Below are 21,618 nucleotides of genomic sequence, written 5' to 3' on the forward strand. Positions count from 1 at the left end.
CAAAGTCATTAATGCACGCCACGCCTGGGGCTCGAATGCTACTTTCGAAGCGGTGGGTGGGGTGCGTTGGTATTGGGTGGATGGCATGCAATCGCATAATCCCTGTGGGAGCGAGCTTGCTCGCGATGAGGCCGAGACATTCAACATTGATGTTGACTGATCGACCGCTATCGCGAGCAAGCTCGCTCCCACAGGGGGTGGTGCTGTGGTCTCGGCTTAGAAGAACCCCAACGGATTGATGTCGTAGCTCACCAGCAGGTTCTTGGTCTGCTGGTAGTGGTCGAGCATCATCTTGTGGGTTTCACGCCCCACGCCGGACTTCTTGTAGCCACCGAACGCGGCATGGGCCGGGTACAGGTGGTAGCAGTTGGTCCACACACGACCGGCCTTGATCGCCCGGCCCATGCGGTAGGCGCGGTTGATGTCGCGGGTCCACAGGCCGGCGCCGAGGCCGAACTCGGTGTCGTTGGCGATCGCCAGGGCTTCGGCTTCGTCCTTGAAGGTGGTCACACCCACCACCGGGCCGAAGATCTCTTCCTGGAACACGCGCATTTTGTTGTGACCCTTGAGCAGGGTCGGCTGGATGTAATAGCCGCTCGACAAATCCCCCTCGAGTCGCTCGGCAGCACCGCCGGTGAGCAGCTCGGCGCCCTCTTGCTGGGCGATTTCGAGGTACGACAGGATCTTGTCGAATTGCTGCTCGGACGCCTGGGCGCCGACCATGGTCTCGGTGTCCAGCGGGTTTCCGCGCTTGATCTTGGCGATCTTTTTCATCACCTCGGCCATGAACGGCACGTAGATCGACTCCTGCACCAGGGCACGGGATGGGCAGGTGCAGACTTCACCCTGGTTGAAGAACGCCAGCACCAGCCCTTCGGCAGCCTTTTCGATAAAGGCCGGCTCGGCCTGCATGATGTCCTCGAAGAAGATGTTCGGCGATTTGCCGCCCAACTCCACGGTGGACGGGATGATGTTCTCGGCCGCACATTTCATGATGTGCGAGCCCACCGGGGTGGAGCCGGTGAAGGCGATCTTGGCGATGCGCTTGCTGGTGGCCAGGGCCTCACCGGCTTCGCGACCGAAACCATGGACGATGTTCAACACCCCGGGTGGCAGCAGGTCAGCGATCAGTTCCATGAAGACCATGATCGACAGCGGCGTCTGTTCGGCCGGCTTGAGCACGATGCAGTTACCGGCGGCCAGGGCCGGGGCAAGTTTCCAGGCGGCCATCAGCAGCGGGAAGTTCCACGGGATGATCTGCCCGACCACGCCCAGTGGCTCGTGGAAATGATAGGCCGTGGTCAGTTCGTTGATCTCGGCCGCCCCACCCTCTTGGGCGCGAATGCAGCCAGCGAAGTAACGGAAATGGTCGGCCGCCAGCGGCACGTCGGCATTGAGGGTTTCGCGCACGGCCTTGCCGTTGTCCCAGGTCTCGCTGACGGCGAGGATCTCCAGGTTCTGCTCGATGCGGTCGGCGATTTTCAGCAGCACCAGGGAGCGGTCCTGCACCGAGGTCTTGCCCCAGGCGTCGGCGGCGGCATGGGCGGCGTCCAGTGCCTTGTCGATGTCGGCGGCGCTGGAACGCGGAAATTCGGCAATGACTTCGCCATTGACCGGGGACGTGTTGGTGAAGTATTCGCCGTTGACCGGCGCGACGAATTCGCCGCCGATGAAATTGCCATAGCGCGGCTTGAAGGAAACGACGGCGCCTGGGGTTCCGGGTTGTGCGTAGATCATGATGGGGCCTCTGCCTGGTCGATGCCTGTCACGGGACAGGCGATAGGCCGATGGTAGAGAGCCCCGCCTGCCGGACGAATGCGTCGTTGGCAGGGGGGACTCTCGTTATTTGGTCGTAGGTTTTGCCGCGATCCGAGGATGAATCGGAGCTTTTATGTGGGAGCGAGCTTGCTCGCGATGGCGGCGGATCAGTCACCATCGATGCAAGATGTTCTGGCCCCATCGCGAGCAGGCTCGCTCCCACAGGTTCTACATTTGCCAAGGTTGGCTCAGCGCTTGGCTACGAGCTCTTTCGGCAACTTGAAGGTCCAGAGCATGCCGCCCTGGTTGAAGTCTTTCACACGCTTGGCCACCTCGCCGCCCCACAGCGGCACCGCGCCGCCCCAGCCGGACACCACGGAGACGTATTGCTCGCCGTCCATTTCCCAGGTGATGGGCGAGCCGAGCACGCCGGAGCCGGTCTGGAATTCCCAGACCTTTTCCCCGGTCTTGGCATTGAACGCCTGCAGGAACCCTTCAGGCGTGCCGGTGAACACCAGGTTGCCCTTGGTGGTCAGGACCCCGCCCCACAACGGCGCGAAGTTCTTGTGGCGCCAGACTTCCTTGCCGGTCTTGGGGTCGATGGCCCGCAGCACGCCGATGTAATCCTCGTTCAGCGGCTTGATGGTGAAACCGGCCCCGAGGAACGCCGCGCCTTTCTTGTAGGCAATGCCTTCGTTCCAGATGTCCATGCCCCATTCGTTGGACGGCACGTAGAACAGGCCAGTGTCCTGGTTGTAGGCCATGGGCATCCAGTTTTTCGCGCCGAGGAACGCCGGCGCGACGAACACCGAACTGCCCTTGGCTTCGCTGCCCGGCGCACCCGGACGGCTGGCCTCGTTGTAGATCGGCCGCCCCTCCTTGTCCAGGCCAGTGGCCCAGGTGATCTTGTCGACAAACGGGAAGCCGCGGATGAATTTGCCGTTGGTGCGATCGAGCACGTAGAAGAAGCCGTTACGGTCGGCGGTCGCCGCCGCCTTGATGTCCTTGCCGCCTTCCTTGTAATTGAACGAGATCAGTTCGTTGACGCCGTCATAATCCCAGCCGTCGTGAGGCGTGCTCTGGAAGTGCCATTTGATGCTGCCGTCATCAGGATTCAGGGCCAGGCGCGACGACGAATAGAGGTTGTCGCCAGGGCGCAGGTGGGAGTTCCACGGCGCCGGGTTACCGGTGCCGAACAGCAGCAGGTTGGTTTCCGGGTCGTAGTAGCCGCCCAGCCAAGGCGCGGCACCGCCGGTTTTCCACAGATCGCCCGGCCAGGTCTTGCCGGCCTCGCCGCCGGAGATACCGTTCTCGACCGCCTTGCCATCTTTGTAGACGTAGCCCATGTGGCCTTCCACGGTCGGGCGGGTCCACAGCAGCTCACCGTTCTTCGGATCGTAGGCGCTGATCTGGCCGACCACGCCGAACTCGCCCCCCGCCACCCCGGTAATGAGCTTGCCGTTCACCACCATGGGCGCGGCGCTGATGGAGTAACCTTCCTTGTGGTCGGCCACCTTCTTGCTCCACACCACCTTGCCGGTGTCCTTGTTCAGGGCCACCAGCTTGGCGTCGAGGGTGCCGAAGAACACCAGGTCGCCATACAAGGCCACGCCGCGGTTGATCACATCGCAGCAAGGGCGAATGTCATCGGGCAGGCGCGCATCGTATTGCCACAGTTTCTTGCCGGTGCGTGCATCCACCGCGAACACCCGCGAATAGGAACCGGTGAGGTACATCACCCCGTCCTTGATCATCGGCTGGGCTTGCTGGCCGCGCTGCTTTTCGCCGCCGAAGGAGAACGCCCAGACCGGCCGCAGGTCCTTGACGTTATTGACATTGAGGGTATCGAGCGGGCTGTAGCGCTGGCCCTGGACGCCCAGGCCGTTGGTCACGACCTGCTGCGGGTTTTTCGGGTCCTGGAGAATTTCCTGATCGGTCACGGCTGCAAGGGCCGAACCGGACAGCAGCATGGCACTGAGCAGCAGGCTCACGGCGAAGGGTTGGCGACGTGCGGGATGACTCATGACGGCTACCTCTGCGGTTATTGTTATACCCGGGAAATTTTCCCGGTCTGCCACAGATTCTTGGCCTCGGGGCCGCTGCCAACAATTGCCCGCTGTGTTGAGTTTTCTAGTTCCTTGGTACATGTGGAGGAACAGCGAACACCCTCCTGTGGCGAGGGAGCTTGCTCCCGCTGGGGCGCGCAGCGGCCCTGAAAAAATAGCCCAGTCAATATTGATAGCCGGGGTGACTGATACAGGGGCTGCTGCGCAGCCCAGCGGGAGCAAGCTCCCTCGCCACGGGAATCATTCGGGTTGAGTGTCCACCCGCCGCATCCCCGCCCGCTCATAACGCGGATAAAGATGACTGACGCTGCGAATCAACTCATACCGGCTCAGGCTGATCCCGGCGAACCGCTCGGGGATGGGGCTGCGGATCATCTCGGCCATGTCGTCGCCCCGGGCCGCGCCGTCGCGCATCAGCTGGTCGAGCCAGCCCAGGTAGTCGCGCATCTGCAAGAAAGGCCGGGCATCGAGCGCGACCGGGCCATGGCCGGGCACGATCTGCTTCCAGGGCAAGGCCTGCAAGGTGTCCAGGTCGTTGAGCCAGACCTCCAGCCCCGGGCTGTTGGGGGTGGTCAGGGCCCGTTCGTAGAACACCAGGTCGCCGGCGAACAACACGCCAGTGGTTTCGTCGAGGATCGCCAGGTCGGCCCCGGTGTGCCCGGCCAGTTGCAGCAGACGCAATGAGTGATTGCCCACCTTCAATGTCCCGGCCGCCAGCGCCTGGGTCGGCAACACCACCTCAGTGCCGCGCATCCAATCACCCACCAGCCGATACATGTTTTCCGCCAGCGCATCACCCTGTTGTCGCAGCAGATCGGTGGTGCCCGCCAAGGCACCGATGGGCACGTCGCTGAACGCCTGGTTGCCCAATACATGGTCGGGGTGATGATGGGTCAGCAAGACCCGGATGACCGGCTTATCGGTGGTCGCCGCAATGGCCTGGCGCAGCGCCTCGCCGTAGCGCTTCGACGGCCCGGTGTCGATCACCACCACGCCGGCATCGGTGACAATGAAGGCCGTGTTGACGATGTTGCCGCCGTTGGCCTTGGCAAAGTTCTCGGTGCTGCCTTCCAGCAACCAAGTGCCTTCGGCGATCTGCCGGGGCTTGAGTGCATAATCGGTGGCGGACCATGCCGGCAGGCACAGGCCAAGACAGATCAATACCAACCAACGCATGGCGCGCTCCTTCTGGTCAGGGAATGGCCGCTTCGAACGCGTTGCCGCTGTTGTCGCGCAGCACCAGGCGGGTCTGCCCCGGGCCTAAGATGTCGAAACCCAGGTTGGGGTTTTCACTGACCGCCGGGAACAGCGCCAGGTGCGCCAGCGGCTTGCCGTCGGCGTCCAACAGTTGCGCCTGGTTGATGAAGAACTCCGGGATGCCGCTGACCAGGCCGTTGTCCATGGGGTGGGCAATTTGCAGGCGCAAGCGACTCGAGTCCCCTCGCGGATAACGACCGCCCAGCACTTCGCCCAGATGCTCCTCCCAACCCGGCTGGGTGCGCACCACGCTGGGCGCGGTACAGCCACCACCCGCCGCATCGATCAGGGTCGAACCGACGTGCCACAGGCCATCGCGGGTCTGCACGGCGGCGCGCAACGGCGTGGCTTGCTCGATGCGAATGCGGATCGACAGCCAGGGCAACACCCGTTCCCCCGGTTGGAAGTCGACGATTTTCGGCAACGGGTTCAGCTCGGCCCAGGCCAGCACCCGTACGACATCGCCAGCAAAGGCCCGGGCATCGATTTCCAATGGCACCTGGCGCGCATCTTCGGCAAAGGGTGGCGCCAGCAGCCGCACCCGATCGTCGAACACGAACGGCGCGTCCCCCAGCAATTGCTTGTGATAAAAGGCCCACATCACCGACGGCACCGGATCCTTTCCTGGCTCGACCGCCATCGCCAGCCACGGCAGGCACCCCAACAGCAGGCCAAACGCTCGCCAGTTCATCCCTGCGCTCCTATTGGTACATTTGCGGTACTTCGTAGCGCAGGCCATAGTGGGCATACATCGCCTTGAGGCTGCCATCGCGGATCAAGCCTTCCAGCGCCTCTTCCACCGCATAGGCCAACTGACGGTTGTTTTCATGCACCGCCATGCCGATCTCCCAGCGTTGCTTGCCCATGTTCGGGTAGGCATTCTCCGCCAGCGACAGTTGCGGATCGGCCGCCTCATGCACTTGCCAGTCGACTTCCCCACGCATGGCCATGACAGCGTCCACCTCCCCGGCCTGCATGGCCCCGAAGGCTTTGGCGACGCTGGGGTAATGGCGGGTCCTGGCACTGAGCATGCCGTTTAACACCGAGGTCAGGTAGAACGACGGCACGCTGTCGACCTCCACGCCAATGGGGTGTTGCTGGAACACCGCGACGCTGCCCACCGAATCCAGTCGACGACGGTCATACGCCACCTGCCAGCACTCCTGCTGATAAGGCCCGAACATCACCACCTGGGCGTTTTCCAGTTCACCGATATCGTTGCGCTTTTGCACGTAGTCGTGATCGTACGGCACACGCATCATCAAGTCGGCCAGTTGTCGGTCGTGCAGCGGGCTGCTGCGCCAGATGTAGTCGCGCAGATCGTCATCGAGCTTCTCGCCGGGCGGTGCCCACATCAGTTTCAGACGCACGCCCATGGCCTTGGCCAAGGCCTGGGCCAATTCAACATCGACACCCCGGGGCTGGCCCTGGTCTTCAAAACTGTAGGGGGCGAAATCCTTGTAGACCGCCACCTTCAATTCTCCGGCGGCGATCATCTGATCGTAGCTGCGCACCTGTGCCTGCACCGCCTGGCCACACAGCAGCACGCTGCACATCACCCACGCGAACAGGCGCATGGCGATCACTCCTCGACGTGCACGCTGTCGAGATAGGTGCGCACCGCCCACAAGGCTTCCTGACTCAGGTAGTCGGCCATTTTCGGCATGTAGACCCGGCCGTCGCGCACCGCACCGTGGCGCACGCGCTCGACAAACCACTCATCGCCGGCTTCGGCGGCGTCGAGCATGCGCAGGTCCGGGGCGATCCCGCCGGACTTGGCCTCCAGGCCATGGCACGCCGCGCAGTTCTGGTTGTAGGCCGAGGCACCGATTTCCACGGCTTTGTCACGCTCGGGGGCGTTGCGATACGGGTTCTGGGCCGCCCACCCATCGGCGTCCAGCGGCAAGTTGGTGTCCTTGATCGGGGTCAAGCCCTTGGTTTCCACTGCTTGGGGCACTACGTTGCCATGGGCCCACGCGGAGCCTGCGCCGGTCAGCCCCATCAGTAATGCGGTCGCGATGATGGCGTTGCGTTTTGTTGTCATTGTTATGCCCTCTGGATTGCACGCAAGACCTCTTGGCAGAGGCCGTGCCGTCATCTTAGGAACCCTGTGGCGCCAGCCGAATGCTGCTTTGGTGGCCGGGGTCTAGTTCCTTGGTAGCAGGCCATCCGACGCAAGTCGCAAAGACAGGCGGTTCGGGAAGTCTTCCCGGCAAAGGCGGGACTTTTTCCGTATCGGCGGGCCCCGGCGCGACCCAACCTAGTCAGGCCAAAACCTTTCACTGGGAACTGCCACCATGAGAATAAAAACGCTACCCGCCCTCTCCGCCCTGACCGTTGCCTTGCTGCTGGCCGGCAGTCTGTCGCGCAGCCCCTTGGCCAATGCCGCAGCGCCAGGGGTCAGTTGGGAAGACATTGCCAACGACCACCTGACCCCCCAGGACGTGCTGCAATACGGCATGGGCACCAATGCCCAGCGCTGGAGCCCACTGGCCCAGGTCAACGACAAGAACGTGTTCAAGCTGACCCCGGCCTGGTCCTACTCATTCGGCGACGAGAAGCAGCGCGGCCAGGAATCCCAGGCCATCGTCAGCGACGGCGTGGTGTATGTCACCGGCTCGTACTCGCGGGTGTTCGCCCTCGACGCCAGGACCGGCAAGCGCCTGTGGACCTACAACCATCGGCTGCCGGACAACATTCGTCCATGCTGCGACGTGGTCAACCGCGGTGCCGCCATCTATGGCGACAAGATCTACTTCGGCACCCTGGACGCGCGGGTGGTCGCCCTGGATAAAAACACCGGCAAGGTGGTGTGGAACAAGAAGTTCGGCGACCACGCCGGCGGCTACACCATGACCGGCGCCCCAGTGCTGATCAAGGACAAGACCAGTGGCAAGGTGCTGCTGATCCACGGCAGTTCCGGCGACGAGTTCGGCGTGGTCGGGCAACTGTTCGCCCGCGACCCGGACACCGGCGAAGAAGTCTGGATGCGTCCGTTCGTCGAAGGCCACATGGGCCGCCTCAACGGCAAGGACAGCACGCCGACCGGCGACGTCAAGGCGCCCTCCTGGCCCGACGACAAGACCACCGAGACCGGCAAGGTCGAGGCCTGGAGCCACGGCGGCGGCGCACCTTGGCAGAGCGCCAGTTTCGATCCCGAGACCAATACCATCATCGTCGGCGCGGGCAACCCCGGCCCATGGAACACCTGGGCGCGCACGGCCAAGGACGGCAACCCTCATGATTACGACAGCCTCTACACCTCGGGCCAGGTCGGTGTCGACCCGAGCACTGGCGAGGTGAAGTGGTTCTACCAACACACGCCCAACGACGCCTGGGACTTCTCCGGCAACAACGAGCTGGTGCTGTTCGACTACAAGGACAAGAACGGCAAGGTGGTCAAGGCCACCGCCCACGCCGACCGCAACGGTTTCTTCTATGTGGTGGACCGCAACAACGGCAAGCTGCAGAACGCCTTCCCTTTCGTCGACAACATCACCTGGGCCAGCCACATCGACCTGAAGACCGGCCGCCCCGTGGAAAACCCCGGTCAGCGTCCGGCCAAGCCATTGCCCGGTGAGACCAAGGGCAAGCCGGTGGAAGTCTCGCCGCCCTTCCTTGGTGGCAAGAACTGGAACCCCATGGCCTACAGCCAGGACACCGGCCTGTTCTACGTCCCCGGCAACCAGTGGAAAGAGGAGTACTGGACCGAAGAAGTGAACTACAAGAAAGGCTCGGCCTACCTGGGCATGGGTTTCCGCATCAAGCGCATGTACGACGATCACGTTGGCAGCCTGCGGGCGATGAACCCCACCACCGGCAAAGTGGTGTGGGAGCACAAGGAACCGCTGCCGCTGTGGGCCGGCGTGCTGGCGACCAAGGGCAACCTGGTGTTCACCGGCACCGGCGACGGTTTCTTCAAGGCCTTCGATGCGAAAACCGGCCAGGAGCTGTGGAAGTTCCAGACCGGCAGCGGCATCGTCTCCCCGCCCATCACCTGGGAACAGGACGGCGAGCAGTACATCGGTGTGACCGTCGGCTACGGCGGCGCCGTGCCGTTGTGGGGCGGCGACATGGCCGAACTGACCAAGCCCGTGGCCCAGGGTGGCTCGTTCTGGGTGTTCAAGATTCCGAGTTGGGATAAGGCCACGGCGCAGAAGTAACTGCTCCAACCTGGGCTCCAACTCACCACCGGGCGGAGCCACACCACAATCCCCTGTGGGAGCGAGCCTGCTCGCGATAGCGCAGTGTCAGTCAATATCAATGCAGGCTGAACCACCGCGTTCGCGAGCAGGCTCGCTCCCACAGTTACCGAGTTCCCAGCCATGAAATATTTGCCTGTTGTACTCCTGCTGACCATTACCCATGCCAACGCTGACGACACCGAAACACCTCTGACCATCAACGGCTGCCTCATCGCCGAATCCAGCCAATGCCCCGGCGCCAATCTGCGTGGCGCAAAACTGGCGAACCAGGACCTGCGCAAAATGAACCTCAGCGGTGCCGACCTGCGCGATGCCGACCTGCGGCACGCGCGGCTGGACCTGGCCAACCTTGAGAAAGCCCAGCTACAGGGGGCCAACCTGACCCGCGCCAGCCTGCAACAAAGCAATCTGCGCCTGGCGGACTTCAGCGGCGCCACGCTCAAGGCGATCCAGGGTTGGGGCCTGTTCGCCCAGGGCGCGCAACTCCAGCGTGCCGACCTGACAGCGGCCTACCTGCAATTCGCTCGCCTGTCCGGCGCCCGCCTGCACGAGGCCAATCTGCAGGCGGCGGACCTGGAAATGGCCTGGCTGAGCAAGGCCGACCTCAAGGGCGCCGACCTGCGCGACGCCAACCTGCAGGAAGCCAAGCTCGGCGAAAGCAACCTGGAACAGGCCAACTTGAGCGGCTCTCGCCAGCATTATGGGAATTTCCAGGATGCGAATATGCAGGGGTGTACGGGGTGCCCTACTTCCTGGGATCAGTGAAGGCTCTGGAGCACATAAACCCTGTGGCGAGGGAGCTTGCTCCCGCTGGACTGCGAAGCAGTCCTCAATAGGGTCAACTCAATGAACCTGATACACCGAGGTGCCGGTTTTTGGGGGCGCTTCGCACCCCAGCGGGAGCAAGCTCCCTCGCCACAGTGGATCGTCATCGCCTGGGCATGAGGGGTTTCAACCGGCCACCCGCACCACCCCCATATCGATCCCCAAATGCACCAGCTCGGCATGGGAGCTGACCCGCAACTTGCTCTTGAGCAGCGTCAGGTGGTTGGACACGGTCTTGGCGCTGATGCACAACTGTTCGGCGATGGTACGGGCCGGGGTGCCCTTGGCGAGCATGACGAAGATCTCCAGCTCCCGTTGGGTCATGCATTGCAGGCGCGGGTCGACAGCCTGCCGGGAGCTGGCGCAGGCCAGTTGCGTGGCCAGGGACTGTTCGATATAGGCATGGCCGGCCAGCACCCGGCGTACCGCTTCCACCAACACCTGGGGCGCCGAATTCTTGGTCAGGTAGCCCGCGGCGCCGGCGTCCAATGCCTGGCGCACCAGCGGCAGTTCGTCGTGCATGCTGAAGAACAACACCCGCAATTGCGGCAGGCGCTGGCGCAACCGGCGGGTGGTTTCCAGGCCGCTGATACCGGGCAGGCCGAAGTCCATGATCACCAGGTGAGGCACCTGTTCCTGCACCTGGCTCAATGCCTCTTCACCGCTGGCCGCTTCGCGGACCTGCAAGTCCGGCATCAGCACCCGCAACAGGCTGGCGTAGCCCTGCCGAACCACCGCATGGTCATCCACCAACAAAATGTTCATCACGCCTCCAAGGCAATATTCAAGGCCAGCGCCCAACCGGCGCCAGGCTGGCTGATGATGCGCAACTCACCGCCCAGGCTGCGCGCCCGTTCGGACATCGAGTGCAAGCCCACACCGGCGCGCGGTGGTTGTGTCGCACCGCGACCGTTGTCGCGCACCAGCAACCGTAGGCGCCCGGCGCGATGTTGCAGGCGAATCCGCACCTGCGTGGCGCCGGCATGCCGGGCAACGTTGGTCAGTGCTTCCTGCAATAAGCGATACAGGTGGGTCTTGTCCGGCCCGGACATAGGCGGCAGGGCTTCGTCGATCCGCAGCTGACAGGTGATGCCCTGGCTGGCCTGCCATTGCCCCGCCAACAGCCCGATGGCCTCGCATAACGGCAGGTGCTGCAACACCACCGGATACAAGTCATGCACCAGCGCCCGGAAACCCTGTTGCAAATGCTCGCAATGGTCTTCGAGCTGGCTGACGGTCTGCTCCAGCGCCAGCGGCTGATCCATCACCAGCCGCAACAGGCAGGCGCGAGCACGAATACCAGCCACGTATTGGCCCAGGTCGTCGTGCAGGGTCTGGGCCAGTTGGGTGCGCTCCTGTTCCTGCACGGCCAGCAAAGCCTGGGTGAGCCGGGCGTTATCGGCCTGGGCCTCGGCCAGGGCGGCGGTCATGCGATTGAAATGCCCCGCCAGTTGCTGCGCTTCCGGCACACCTTCAGTGCCCAGGCGCACCTGCAGGTCCCCGGCAGACACCTGACGCAGCGCCTGCAGCAACTCATCGAGCAAACGCATGCCCCGGCGGACCGCCCAGCGGATCGCCAGCAAGCTGAGCGACAACGCCAAGGCGCAGACGTACAACAGTTGCACCAATGAATCGATAATCTCGTCGATTTCGTCCCGCGGATCGACCGCAATCCACGCCCGTCGACCGTCAGGCAAATCCACCACCTGGGCTGCGGGGCCGTCGTCCAGTAGACGGCGGCCGAACCAGGCCTTAATCCCGTCTTCATCCGCCGGGAACCGTTCCCCAGGGGCCAGCCAACGGACCCGCACATGACGCAGGCTGCCGGTCAGCCGCGGCTGGAGACTGGCCGGGTCGCGCTCGGCGGTTTCACGCAGGTAATGCACCACCGACTCGGCCGATTGCAGCTCTCGTTTCACATCGGCCGTGGCCTGATGCAACAACAGGACGGCACAGGCCAGGGTGACCAGGGCGAAAAAGGCTGACACCCAGAGGTTGATGCGCCAGAGGGCTGACATGTTTAGTGGCCCATTGCCGGAATGAACTCGCACTCTATATGCACGCCACAGATCCCTTGTGGGAGCGGGCTTGCTCGCGAAAGCGGTGGGTCAGTTTGCATAGGTATCGACAGTACTGCCGCCTTCGCGGGCAAGCCCGCTCCCACAGGGGGTTGTGGGTGTTTGCAGGATTTGTACTTGCCAGGCAACCGATCCACCCCGATCAAACTCAGGATCAGCAAAAACGGCAGCAGCAGGGTCTTGAGAATCCGCATGGTCTGTCCGCTCCTGATCAATGACGTTGCCTTGCATCCTAAAACCCTGGCCTCCAAGGCGAGTTACTACCTTGGTACTGCCCCGGCGGTACTTTCTGCATATTTCCCCAGGGCCATCGCCTTCCTATGCTGGCGCTACCCGCAATGGAGGATGTCATGCGCCGGCTCGTCAGTTACGCCCTGGTTTTTCTGCTGGCAGCGGCAACCGCTCATGCGGGCGATGCCACGCCGCTGCAGGTGCGCATCGGCTACCTGGGTTATCGTCCCGACCCGGGGCCGCTGCTCTCCAATGTCATTGCCGAACCGGCCGATGCCGGGTTGCGTGGCGCTGAGTTGGCGATCGTCGACAGCAACAGCACCGGGCGTTTTCTCAAGCACGACTACCGCCTGGAAAGCGCCAGCGTCGACAGTCCCGAAGCTTTGCTCCAGGCCGCCCGTGTCCAGCACGACCAGGGCCTGCGGCTGTTCGTGGTCAACGCACCGGCCGCCAGCCTGCGCCAGCTCAGCGCCGCCCTGCCCGACAGCCTGCTGTTCAACGCCGGCAGCCCCGACGACAGCCTGCGCACCACCGACTGCCTGGGCAACGTGCTGCACAGCCTGCCCGACCGCGCCATGCTTGCCGATGCCCTGGTGCAGTTCAGCGTGGTGCGCAAATGGCAACGGGCCCTGCTGATCGTCGGCCAGACACCCGAGGACCAGGCCTATGCCGCCGCATTGCGCCGAGCCGTGAAACGCTTCGGCATGAAGATCGTCGCCGAGAAAGCCTGGCAGTTCGACAACGACCAGCGCCGCAGCGCCCAGGCCGACATGCCACTGTTCACCCAGACAGCCGAGTACGACGTGGTGCTGGTGGCCGACGAGCGCGGCGACTTCGGCGAATACCTGCCCTACCAGACCTGGTACCCACGTCCGGTGGCCGGCACCCAAGGGCTGACGCCCACCGGCTGGCACAAGACCGTGGAGACCTACGGCGCGGCGCAATTGCAAAAACGCTTCGAAGCCCTGGCCGGACGTTGGATGAACGACCGCGACTTCGCCGCCTGGATCGCCGTGCGCAGCATCGCCGCCGCCGTGAGCAAATTGCGCCAGGACGACCCGTTCGCCGTCCGCCAACTGGCCCTCGGCGACCAATTGCCCCTGGACGGTTTCAAGGGCCGCAAGCTCAGCTACCGGTCGTGGAACGGCCAACTGCGCCAACCGATTCCCCTGGTCCAACCCCGGGCGCTGGTAAGCACCTCGCCCCAGGACGGCTTCCTGCACCCTTCCAATGAAATGGACAGCTTGGGCTATGACCAGCCCGAAGTGAGCTGCCGTTACCCCTGATCGATAACAACAATAAGGAAAACCGCCATGCGCCGCTCCCTGCTCCAACCGGCCCAGTTGTGCAAAGCCCTCGCCCTGGGCGCTGCGTTGCTCGCCGCCGGCCCCGCGGCCGCCAGCATCGCCTGGGTCTCCAACGAAAAAGACAACAGCCTCAGCCTGATCGACATGCAAAGCCTGGACGTCATCGAGACCCTGCCGGTGGGCCAGCGCCCTCGCGGCCTGTTGCTGTCCCATGACAATCGCCTGCTGTACATCTGCGCCAGCGACTCGGACCGAGTCCAGGTGATGGACGTCGCCACCCGCAAGATCATCAAGGAACTGCCCTCCGGCAAGGACCCGGAACAGTTCGCCCTGCACCCCAACGACCGCTGGCTCTATGTGTCCAACGAAGACGACGCCCTGGTCACGGTGATCGACACCCAAACCTCCGAAGTGCTGGGCCAGATCGGCGTCGGTGTCGAGCCCGAAGGCATGGCCGTCAGCCCCGACGGCAAGTGGGCGGTCAACACCAGTGAAACCACGAACATGCTGCACTGGATCGACACCAGCACCCTGACCTTGGCCGACAACACCCTGGTGGACCAGCGGCCGCGCTTCGTCGAGTTCAATCGCGACGGTACACAGCTCTGGGCCTCGGCGGAGATCGGCGGGACGCTGACCATCCTCGACGTCGCCACCCGCCAGGTGCTCAAGACCCTGACGTTCCAGATCAAGGGGGTGCACCCGGACAAGGTGCAGCCGGTGGGCATCAAGCTCAGCGCTGACGGCAAGCTGGCGTTCGTCGCCCTGGGTCCGGCCAACCATGTGGCGGTGATCGACGCCAAGACCTTCGAAGTGCTGGATTACCTGCTGGTGGGCCGGCGGGTCTGGCAACTGGCGTTTACCCCGGACCAGAAGCAACTGCTGGCGACCAATGGCGTCAGCGGCGATGTCTCGGTGATCGATGTCGAGAGCCGCAAAGTGCTGAAGTCGGTGAAAGTCGGGCGCTATCCGTGGGGCGTGGTGGTCACGCCATGAACGCCCTGGAAGTCAGTGACCTGAGCTTTGCCTATGGTGCGCGCGAAGCCCTCAAGCAGATGAGTTTCAACCTCCCCGCCGGGCGTTTCGCCGCGCTGCTGGGACCCAACGGCGCCGGCAAGTCGACGCTGATTGCCCTGCTCACGCGCCTGTATGACCTGCAGCGCGGCGACATCCGCGTCGGCGGCCATTGCCTGCGAAAGTCACCGCGACCGGCCTTGCGCCAGTTGGGCGTAGTGTTCCAACAAAGCACCCTGGACCTGGACCTGAGCATCGAACAGAACCTGCGCTACCACCTGGCGTTGCACGGTTTTTCCCGGCGCCAGGGCAGCGCCCGCCTCGACGCCGAACTGACCCGCCAGCACCTGACCGAGCGCCGCCACGAGCGGGTGCGCGACCTCAATGGCGGCCATCGGCGTCGGGTGGAAATCGCCCGCGCCCTGCTCCATGAACCGCGCCTGTTGCTGCTGGACGAACCCAGCGTCGGCCTCGATCCGACCAGCCGCCTCGCCCTCGGCCTGCACATCCGGCAACTGTGCAGCGAACAGGGCATCAGTGTGCTCTGGACCACCCACCTGCTGGACGAAGTGCAACCCAGCGACGACCTGTTGATCGTGCACCAGGGCCGCCTGGTCGCCAGCGGCCAGGCCGATGCGGTGAGCCTGGAACACGGTGGCACCCTCGGTTCGGCTTTCACTCATTTGACCGCCTCGGGAGTCCGGCCATGAACGCGTATTGGCACTGTTTCAGCGGCATCGTGGTGCGCGAATGGCTGCGCTTCGTGCTGCAACGCACCCGGCTGCTCAGCGCCCTGGTCCGACCACTGTTGTGGCTGCTGGTGTTCGCCGCCGGTTTTCGCGCGGCATTGGGCATCGCCATCATCGCGCCGTACGACACCTACATCCCCTACGAGGTGTACATCGTGCCGGGTCTGGCCTGCATGATCCTGTTGTTCAACGGCATGCAGGGCTCGCTGTCGATGGTCTACGACCGGGAAATGGGCAGCATGCGCGTCCTGCTCACCAGCCCCCTGCCCCGGGCGTTCCTGCTGGCGAGCAAGTTGCTGGCGACGTCGCTGATCTCGCTGTTGCAGGTCTATGCCTTTCTCGCCATCGCCTGGCTGTACGGCATCCAGCCACCGGCCATGGGCCTGCTGCTGGCCTTCCCGGTCCTGCTGCTGGTGGCCTTGATGCTCAGCGCCCTGGGCCTGTTGCTGTCCAATGCCATCCGGCAACTGGAGAACTTCGCCGGGGTGATGAATTTCGTGATCTTCCCGCTGTTCTTCCTGTCCTCGGCGCTGTACCCGCTGTGGAAAATGCAGGAAGCCAGCCCGTGGCTGTACTGGCTCTGCGCGGTCAGCCCGTTCACCCATGGCGTGGAATTGGTGCGTTTTGCGCTGTATGAGCAGTTCAACCTACTGGCGATGGCGGTGTGCGTGGGATTGACCCTGGTGTTCGCGTTGTTGGCGGTGTGGACGTTCAACCCGCAGCATGCGGCGTTGCGCAAGGCCAGTTGAGGCTGCCCCCATCCCAATATCCCTGTGAGTAGAGACCTGTGGGAGCGAGCAAGCTCGCTCCCACATGGGTATCCACAAGGGTTCAGCGCAGGGCCCATGGCTCAAATTACTACTTTAGTACCGGTTTTCCTGTCTATGGTCGCATTCACAAGACCTCGACCCTGGCATGTAATGGGCGCATAACAAAAAGGATAAATCCTATGCCCCGTTTGCTGGCGATCCTCTTGCTGGGCCTGGCGCTGAATGTCGCCCAGGCCGAGACCGCGCTGTTTTCGGCGCAAGGCTATCGCATCGCCCAATACCGCAGCCCGACGCCCGCCACGATCGACGGCGCCCAGACCCTCGACACCCAGGCCCTGCAACGCCTGCTCGGCCAAGCCCAACCCCCGCTGCTGATCGACGTTTATCGGCGTCCGTGGGTCCAGGGGCGTTTCATCGACAACGAACCCCATGCCAACCTCCCCGGCAGCCTGTGGCTGGCCAATACCGGTGACGGCGATCTCGACCCGACCTGGCAGGACTACTTCAGCCATCACCTGCGCACGGCCACCGGCGGACGGCTGGATCGACCGCTGGTCTTTTATTGCCGCGCCGATTGCTGGTTGAGTTGGAACGCGGTAAAACGCGCCGCTGCCATGGGCTATAAGCAAGTGTACTGGTATCGCGATGGCCTCGATGCCTGGGAGGCGGCCAACCTGCCCCTGCAAGCGGCCCGGCCCGAACCCTTCCCCTGATTTTGCTAAGAAATGCGCGCAACTGCCCTGCCCCACACGACAATAACGAGGTGAATGGCCATGTATAAAATCCTGATAGCCGACGATCACCCACTGTTTCGCGAAGCCATCCACAACGTCATCAGCGACGGTTTTCCGGGCAGTGAGGTCATGGAGACCGCCGACCTGGACAGTGCCCTGGCATTGACTGCCGAGCACGACGACCTGGACCTGATCCTGCTGGACCTGAACATGCCCGGCATGCACGGGCTCAATGGCCTGATCAACCTGCGCAACGAGGCACCGACCATCCCCGTGGTGATCGTCTCCGCCGAGCAGGACAAGCAAGTGGTATTGCAGGCCATCACCTATGGCGCGGTGGGGTTCATCACCAAATCCTCGCCGCGCTCGCAGATGACCGACGCCATCGAGCAGATCCTCAACGGCAACGTGTACCTGCCACCCGACATCATCCGCACGCAAAAAAGCCCGATGGGCCGCCGCCTGAACGAAACCCCGGCGTTCCCGCCGGAACTGCTCCAGGCCTTGACTCGCAAGCAACTGCTGGTGCTCGAACGCATGACCAAGGGCGAGTCGAACAAGCAGATCGCCTACACCCTGGACATCGCCGAAACCACGGTCAAGGCTCACGTCTCGGCGATCCTGCGCAAGCTCAATGTGCACAACCGGGTGCAGGCGATCCTCAGTGCCGGAGACATTGATTTCGGGGCTTATTTGCGGCGTTGAGGCGCACAACCCTGTGGCGAGGGAGCTTGCTCCCGCTGGGGCGCGAAGCGGCCCTAAACCCTGACAACTCGATATGCCAGACAGACCCTGGGGGCTGCTTCGCAGCCCAGCGGGAGCAAGCTCCCTCGCCACAAAAAGCGGTTCGGCTCAATGGTTCTGGGGTTGGCCCAACAGATGACTCATCGCAATCTTGAGCTTCATCGGCCGCACCGGCTTGTGCATCAGGGTGTGGCCGCGCTCGCGGATCTGCTGCTTGAGTTCGTTGCTGTAGTTGGCGGTGATCATCATGGCCGGGATCGGTGAGGCCCGGCGGGCATTGATCCGGGCCACGGCGTCCACGCCGTTCTGATCGTGGTCCAGGTGATAATCGGCGATCAGCAGGTCGGCCTCGGTGTGGTAGTTGTCCACCTGGCGGGCCAGGTCCTGTTCCGACAGCGCGGTCACCACCCGGCAACCCCAGCCTTCCAGCAAGGTGCGCATGCCGGCGCAGATCGCCGCATCGTTATCCAGCACCCAGACCCGTGCTCCGCGCAGGCGCTCGACCATCGGCTCGCTCATGTCCAGGCACGGCAACGGCTTGGGCGCGGTGGCGCTCAGCGGCACGTCGATGGCGAACATCGAGCCCTTGCCCGGCCATGAGCGCACCTGGATCCGGTGCCCGAGGATCCCGGCGATTTTCTCGACAATCGCCAGGCCCAGGCCCAGCCCACGGTCCTGGTTCGGACGCTGGACGTCGCCGCGCTTGAATTCCTGGAATATCTCCTCAAGACGGTTCTCGGCAATGCCGATGCCGCTGTCCCAGACCTGGATCGACACCCGCTGGCGATGTCGGCGGCAGCCCAGTACCACTCGCCCGCTGGGGGTGTAGCGAATGGCATTGCTCAGCAGGTTGCGCAGGATCCGCGCGAGCAATTGCATGTCGCTGCGCACCAGCACCGAACAGCCGACAAAGTGCAACTCCAGCCCTTCGCTGCGGGCGATCTGGGCGTATTCAGCGGCCAGGTTGTCCAGCAACTCGCTGAGGCCGAACGGCGCGACATCGGCCTTGATCACCCCGGCGTCCAGCTTGGAGATGTCCACCAGGGTGCCCAACAGGTTCTCCACGTCCTGCAGCGAATTGCTGACGTTGCGCACCAGTTGCGCGTTGGCAACCGGCTCGCGGCGCTCAAGCAAGGCACTGGTGAACAGTCGGGCGGCGTTGAGCGGTTGCAGCAGGTCGTGGCTGACCGCTGCGAGGAATTTGGTCTTCGACAGGTTGGCCTGCTCGGCCTCGCGCTTGGCCTCCCGCAGGCGCAACTCCACCCGGCTGCGCTCGTCGATCTCGCGCAGCAACTGGTCGTTGAGGGTGGTCAGTTCGGCGGTGCGTTCCTGGACCCGCTGTTCCAGGTTCTGGTAAGCCTGGTGCAAGGCCTCGGCGGTGCGACGGCGTTCGGTGATGTCACGGATCAGCACGAAAATTCCGACCACTTCGCCATTGGCCAAACGGTTCGGCACGTAGGAGCGCAGCATGTAGCGCTCCTGGTTGTTGATATTGGTCTCGGCGAATTCGAACGTCACGCTCTCACCCGCCAACGCCCGGGCCACGTAGGCCTCCAGGCGCTGGTAATGCTGCTCGCTATGGGCTTCGCGCAGGCTCTGGCCGAGCATCACGCCACGGGGCCAGCAGTACCACTGCTCGTAGACCTTATTGGTGAATTCGTAGACCAGGTCGGCGTTGAGGTAGGCGATCAGCGCCGGCACATGATCGGTGATCAGGCGGATCCAGCGCTCGCTTTCGCTCAGGGCCTCGGCGTGCTGGTAGCGCTCGGTGATGTCGGTGAAGGTGTTGACGTAGCCGCCGGTGGGCAACGGATGCGTGCGAATCTCCAGGACCCGGCCATCGGACAGGCGCTGCTCACATTCGTGGATCAGCCGGCCGTTGCTGTCACGGCTGGCCGGGGTCAGTAGCTGCAGCTCGCTGTCGGCGATCACTTCGTTGAAGGGCCGGTGGGCCGCCACTGGCGCCAGGCCGCTGAGTTCAAGGAAGCGCCGGTTCCACAGCTCCAGCACGCCTTGGGCGTTGACCATCGCCACGCCTTGGGACAGGTTGTCCACCGCCCGCTGCAACAGGTGGGATTTCTGCGCGATGGCCTGCTCGCGGCGCACGGTTTCGCTGAGCTTGACGTCGGTGATGTCGGTAAACAGGATCACCCGTCCACCTTCCTGAGTCGGCCGTTCGCTGACTTGCAACCAACGCCCGTTCTGCAAGCGATACAACACGTGCTCGTCGGCCTGGCCGCGGGGTTCTTCGCTGAACAACCCGTTGGCGGTCATCAAGCGCTTGACTTCGGAAAGGCGCATCCCGGCGATGATCCGCACCCGGCTGTTGGCCCAGAAGGCCTTGAAGCGACTGTTGAACAGGACGATGCGTTGTTGCTCGTCGAACAGCACAAACGCGTCGGAGATGCTTTCGATGGCGTCGATCAGGTGCCGGTGGGCGGTTTCCGCCCGCAACCGCGCCTCGCCCAGCAAGTGATTGCCTGCCTTGAGTTCGGCCATGGCCTGGTTCAGGGCATCGGTGCGCTCGCGCACCTGCTCGGCCAGCACCACCGAATGCTGGAACGCCGCATAGGGGTCGTTGCCCCGCGTCACGCCGGACTCCACCCGCTCGATCAGCGCTTCGTTGATGCGCCGCAACTTGCGGTTTTCGTGCTGCAGGCTGGCGAGCTGGGCTTGCAGCTCAGCGATGGCCGGGGACGCGATGTCGGGCAATGGCAACTCCGGTGAACGTCTGGTTGATGTGCATGCCATTGAACTGTTCTCCATAGGTGTTGAACCCCATCACCCGTTGTTCGCGCAGAAACTGGCCGATCTGCTCCAGGCCGCCGCGATCTTCCAACTCCAGGCGCCTGAGGAAGCAATCGCAGCCGATGGTCAGCAGCAAGTCGCCGAGGCGCGCCTGCAAGCCGTCGAACAGCGTTTGCAGGTTGTGCAGCAAGGGACCGGGGGTCATCGCGGTCAGGACGATACCGTTCTCCACCGCACAGTAGAAACTCAGGCTCAGGTCCGGGTGCACCTGCTGGATCGCCCGTACGTAGTACTGGTCATTGATACGCACCGCCAGGGGATGGGCGGCGAAGACTCGATAGTCGAGGGCGCTCACCGGCACGCCGATGTGCCGGGCGTATTCTTCGGCAGCGGGCTCGGCGTTGAGCTCATAGACCCGTCGCAAAGCACTGTCGGCGCCAGTCACCACCAGTTTCTCTTCCCTGGGCAGGATGTGATGGGTGGTGAAGACTTCGAATTCCAGCCAGGTGTTGATCAGCACCACCACCGCCGCGCCACTGTGGAATTGGCCTTCGAAGTAGACGTGGGTGTGGGTCAGGTAGTTGTCATCACCGGCCGAACCGCCGAAATGCGGGATGTCCCCCAGGGCGGCGCTCAAGGCTGCCAACACCATTTCCTCGCGGCTGGACAGGCCATCGAGCAGGGTCAAGGCGAAACTGTGGCCCTTGATCGGCGCCAGGGCGTTGCTGCGGCAGCCGCTCGCCAGGCGCTCGACCATTTGCTGGGCGTCGATCAGGCTGAAGTGTTCCATTTCGCCGATCAGTTCGGCGGCAATGGAAAAGTGCCGATGATCGAACCCCACCGCCGTCACGCAATTGCGGCCGTAACCCTGGGTGGTGATTTCACCGGCACTGGTACAGCCCACCAGGCGAATCCCGCCAAAACTCTGGGACAACGCCTGGCCCAGGGCTGGCAAGTCGTATTCGGCGGAACAGAAAAACAGCACGAACCCCAGGTGCGGGTGCAACAACTGCCGCGCCAGCGCCTGGGCCACCTGCTGGACATCGCTCGCCTGGGACATGGCGCTCACCACACCTTCGCTCTGGGCCTGCTGCATCGTCGCCTCCGGCGGGTGCGTGATAGGAGCCCTGAG

19 protein-coding genes are annotated in these 21,618 nt (G+C 63.6%); 8 read left to right on the forward strand and 11 right to left on the reverse strand.

Annotation, left to right across the window (positions count from 1 at the left end; all coding sequences use genetic code 11):
* Positions 1–216: 216 nt before the first annotated feature.
* The 6 genes from exaC to pedF form a co-directional block, all read right to left on the reverse strand.
* Positions 217–1,737, reverse strand: coding sequence for an acetaldehyde dehydrogenase ExaC (gene exaC, locus AC515T_RS16370; protein ID WP_496529163.1), 1,521 nt, complete (start codon positions 1,735–1,737; stop codon positions 217–219).
* Positions 1,738–2,006: 269 nt separating this feature from the next.
* Positions 2,007–3,782, reverse strand: coding sequence for a PQQ-dependent methanol/ethanol family dehydrogenase (locus AC515T_RS16375; protein WP_496529164.1), 1,776 nt, complete (start codon positions 3,780–3,782; stop codon positions 2,007–2,009).
* Between the two features lie 282 nt (positions 3,783–4,064).
* Positions 4,065–5,000, reverse strand: a complete 936-nt coding sequence (locus AC515T_RS16380; RefSeq protein WP_496529165.1) for a quinoprotein relay system zinc metallohydrolase 1 — start codon at positions 4,998–5,000, stop codon at positions 4,065–4,067.
* 16 nt (positions 5,001–5,016) lie between these two features.
* Positions 5,017–5,772: a quinoprotein dehydrogenase-associated SoxYZ-like carrier gene (locus AC515T_RS16385; RefSeq protein WP_496529166.1), complete on the reverse strand. Its 756-nt coding sequence runs from the start codon at positions 5,770–5,772 to the stop codon at positions 5,017–5,019.
* Positions 5,773–5,782: 10 nt separating this feature from the next.
* The gene (locus AC515T_RS16390) at positions 5,783–6,658 is read right to left on the reverse strand and encodes a substrate-binding periplasmic protein (RefSeq protein WP_496529167.1); all 876 of its coding nucleotides are present in this window, start codon (positions 6,656–6,658) and stop codon (positions 5,783–5,785) included.
* A gap of 5 nt (positions 6,659–6,663) precedes the next feature.
* A complete protein-coding gene (gene pedF / locus AC515T_RS16395) occupies positions 6,664–7,125 on the reverse strand; it encodes a cytochrome c-550 PedF (protein ID WP_496529168.1) in 462 nt (153 codons plus the stop codon).
* A gap of 253 nt (positions 7,126–7,378) precedes the next feature.
* On the opposite strand from pedF, the gene exaA reads away from it, so the two are divergent.
* A complete protein-coding gene (gene exaA / locus AC515T_RS16400) occupies positions 7,379–9,244 on the forward strand; it encodes a quinoprotein ethanol dehydrogenase (RefSeq protein WP_496529169.1) in 1,866 nt (621 codons plus the stop codon).
* A gap of 162 nt (positions 9,245–9,406) precedes the next feature.
* A complete protein-coding gene (locus AC515T_RS16405; protein ID WP_496529170.1) occupies positions 9,407–10,051 on the forward strand; it encodes a pentapeptide repeat-containing protein in 645 nt (214 codons plus the stop codon).
* 186 nt (positions 10,052–10,237) lie between these two features.
* Here the strand turns inward: AC515T_RS16405 and AC515T_RS16410 are convergent, their stop codons facing one another.
* The 3 genes from AC515T_RS16410 to AC515T_RS16420 form a co-directional block, all read right to left on the reverse strand.
* Positions 10,238–10,876 (reverse strand): response regulator, encoded by a 639-nt coding sequence (locus AC515T_RS16410; RefSeq protein WP_305467184.1) that lies wholly within the window; start codon positions 10,874–10,876, stop codon positions 10,238–10,240.
* Entirely contained in the window at positions 10,876–12,129 is a 1,254-nt protein-coding gene (locus AC515T_RS16415; protein ID WP_496529171.1) for a HAMP domain-containing sensor histidine kinase, read from the reverse strand. The genes AC515T_RS16410 and AC515T_RS16415 overlap by 1 nt, the downstream gene beginning before the upstream one ends.
* Positions 12,130–12,219: 90 nt before the next feature.
* A complete protein-coding gene (locus tag AC515T_RS16420; RefSeq protein WP_496533208.1) occupies positions 12,220–12,420 on the reverse strand; it encodes a hypothetical protein in 201 nt (66 codons plus the stop codon).
* 119 nt (positions 12,421–12,539) lie between these two features.
* On the opposite strand from AC515T_RS16420, the gene AC515T_RS16425 reads away from it, so the two are divergent.
* The 6 genes from AC515T_RS16425 to AC515T_RS16450 all read left to right on the forward strand — a co-directional run bounded on the left by AC515T_RS16425 (position 12,540) and on the right by AC515T_RS16450 (position 17,699).
* Positions 12,540–13,706, forward strand: a complete 1,167-nt coding sequence (locus tag AC515T_RS16425; RefSeq protein ID WP_496529172.1) for an ABC transporter substrate-binding protein — start codon at positions 12,540–12,542, stop codon at positions 13,704–13,706.
* Between the two features lie 27 nt (positions 13,707–13,733).
* Positions 13,734–14,723, forward strand: coding sequence for a YVTN family beta-propeller repeat protein (locus tag AC515T_RS16430; protein ID WP_496529173.1), 990 nt, complete (start codon positions 13,734–13,736; stop codon positions 14,721–14,723).
* On the forward strand, positions 14,720–15,451 hold the full coding sequence (locus tag AC515T_RS16435; protein ID WP_496529174.1) for an ABC transporter ATP-binding protein: 732 nt from the start codon (positions 14,720–14,722) through the stop codon (positions 15,449–15,451). Before AC515T_RS16430 ends, AC515T_RS16435 begins: the two co-directional genes overlap by 4 nt.
* Positions 15,448–16,239 carry an ABC transporter permease gene (locus AC515T_RS16440; protein ID WP_496529175.1) on the forward strand — a complete coding sequence of 264 codons (792 nt, stop codon included), beginning with the start codon at positions 15,448–15,450 and terminating at the stop codon, positions 16,237–16,239. Before AC515T_RS16435 ends, AC515T_RS16440 begins: the two co-directional genes overlap by 4 nt.
* A 200-nt stretch (positions 16,240–16,439) precedes the next feature.
* Positions 16,440–16,973, forward strand: a complete 534-nt coding sequence (locus tag AC515T_RS16445) for a PQQ-dependent catabolism-associated CXXCW motif protein (RefSeq protein WP_496529176.1) — start codon at positions 16,440–16,442, stop codon at positions 16,971–16,973.
* Between the two features lie 60 nt (positions 16,974–17,033).
* Positions 17,034–17,699, forward strand: coding sequence for a response regulator transcription factor (locus AC515T_RS16450; protein WP_053122521.1), 666 nt, complete (start codon positions 17,034–17,036; stop codon positions 17,697–17,699).
* Between the two features lie 147 nt (positions 17,700–17,846).
* On the opposite strand, the gene nahK is transcribed toward AC515T_RS16450, so the two are convergent.
* Together nahK and nosP are read right to left on the reverse strand one after the other, a co-directional pair.
* Positions 17,847–20,489, reverse strand: coding sequence for a hybrid sensor histidine kinase/response regulator NahK/ErcS' (gene nahK, locus AC515T_RS16455; RefSeq protein ID WP_496529177.1), 2,643 nt, complete (start codon positions 20,487–20,489; stop codon positions 17,847–17,849).
* A complete protein-coding gene (gene nosP / locus AC515T_RS16460) occupies positions 20,419–21,582 on the reverse strand; it encodes a nitric oxide-sensing protein NosP (protein ID WP_496529178.1) in 1,164 nt (387 codons plus the stop codon). The genes nahK and nosP overlap by 71 nt, the downstream gene beginning before the upstream one ends.
* Positions 21,583–21,618: the final 36 nt, after the last annotated feature.

Source organism: Pseudomonas sp. FSO-7 (genome assembly GCF_059579345.1).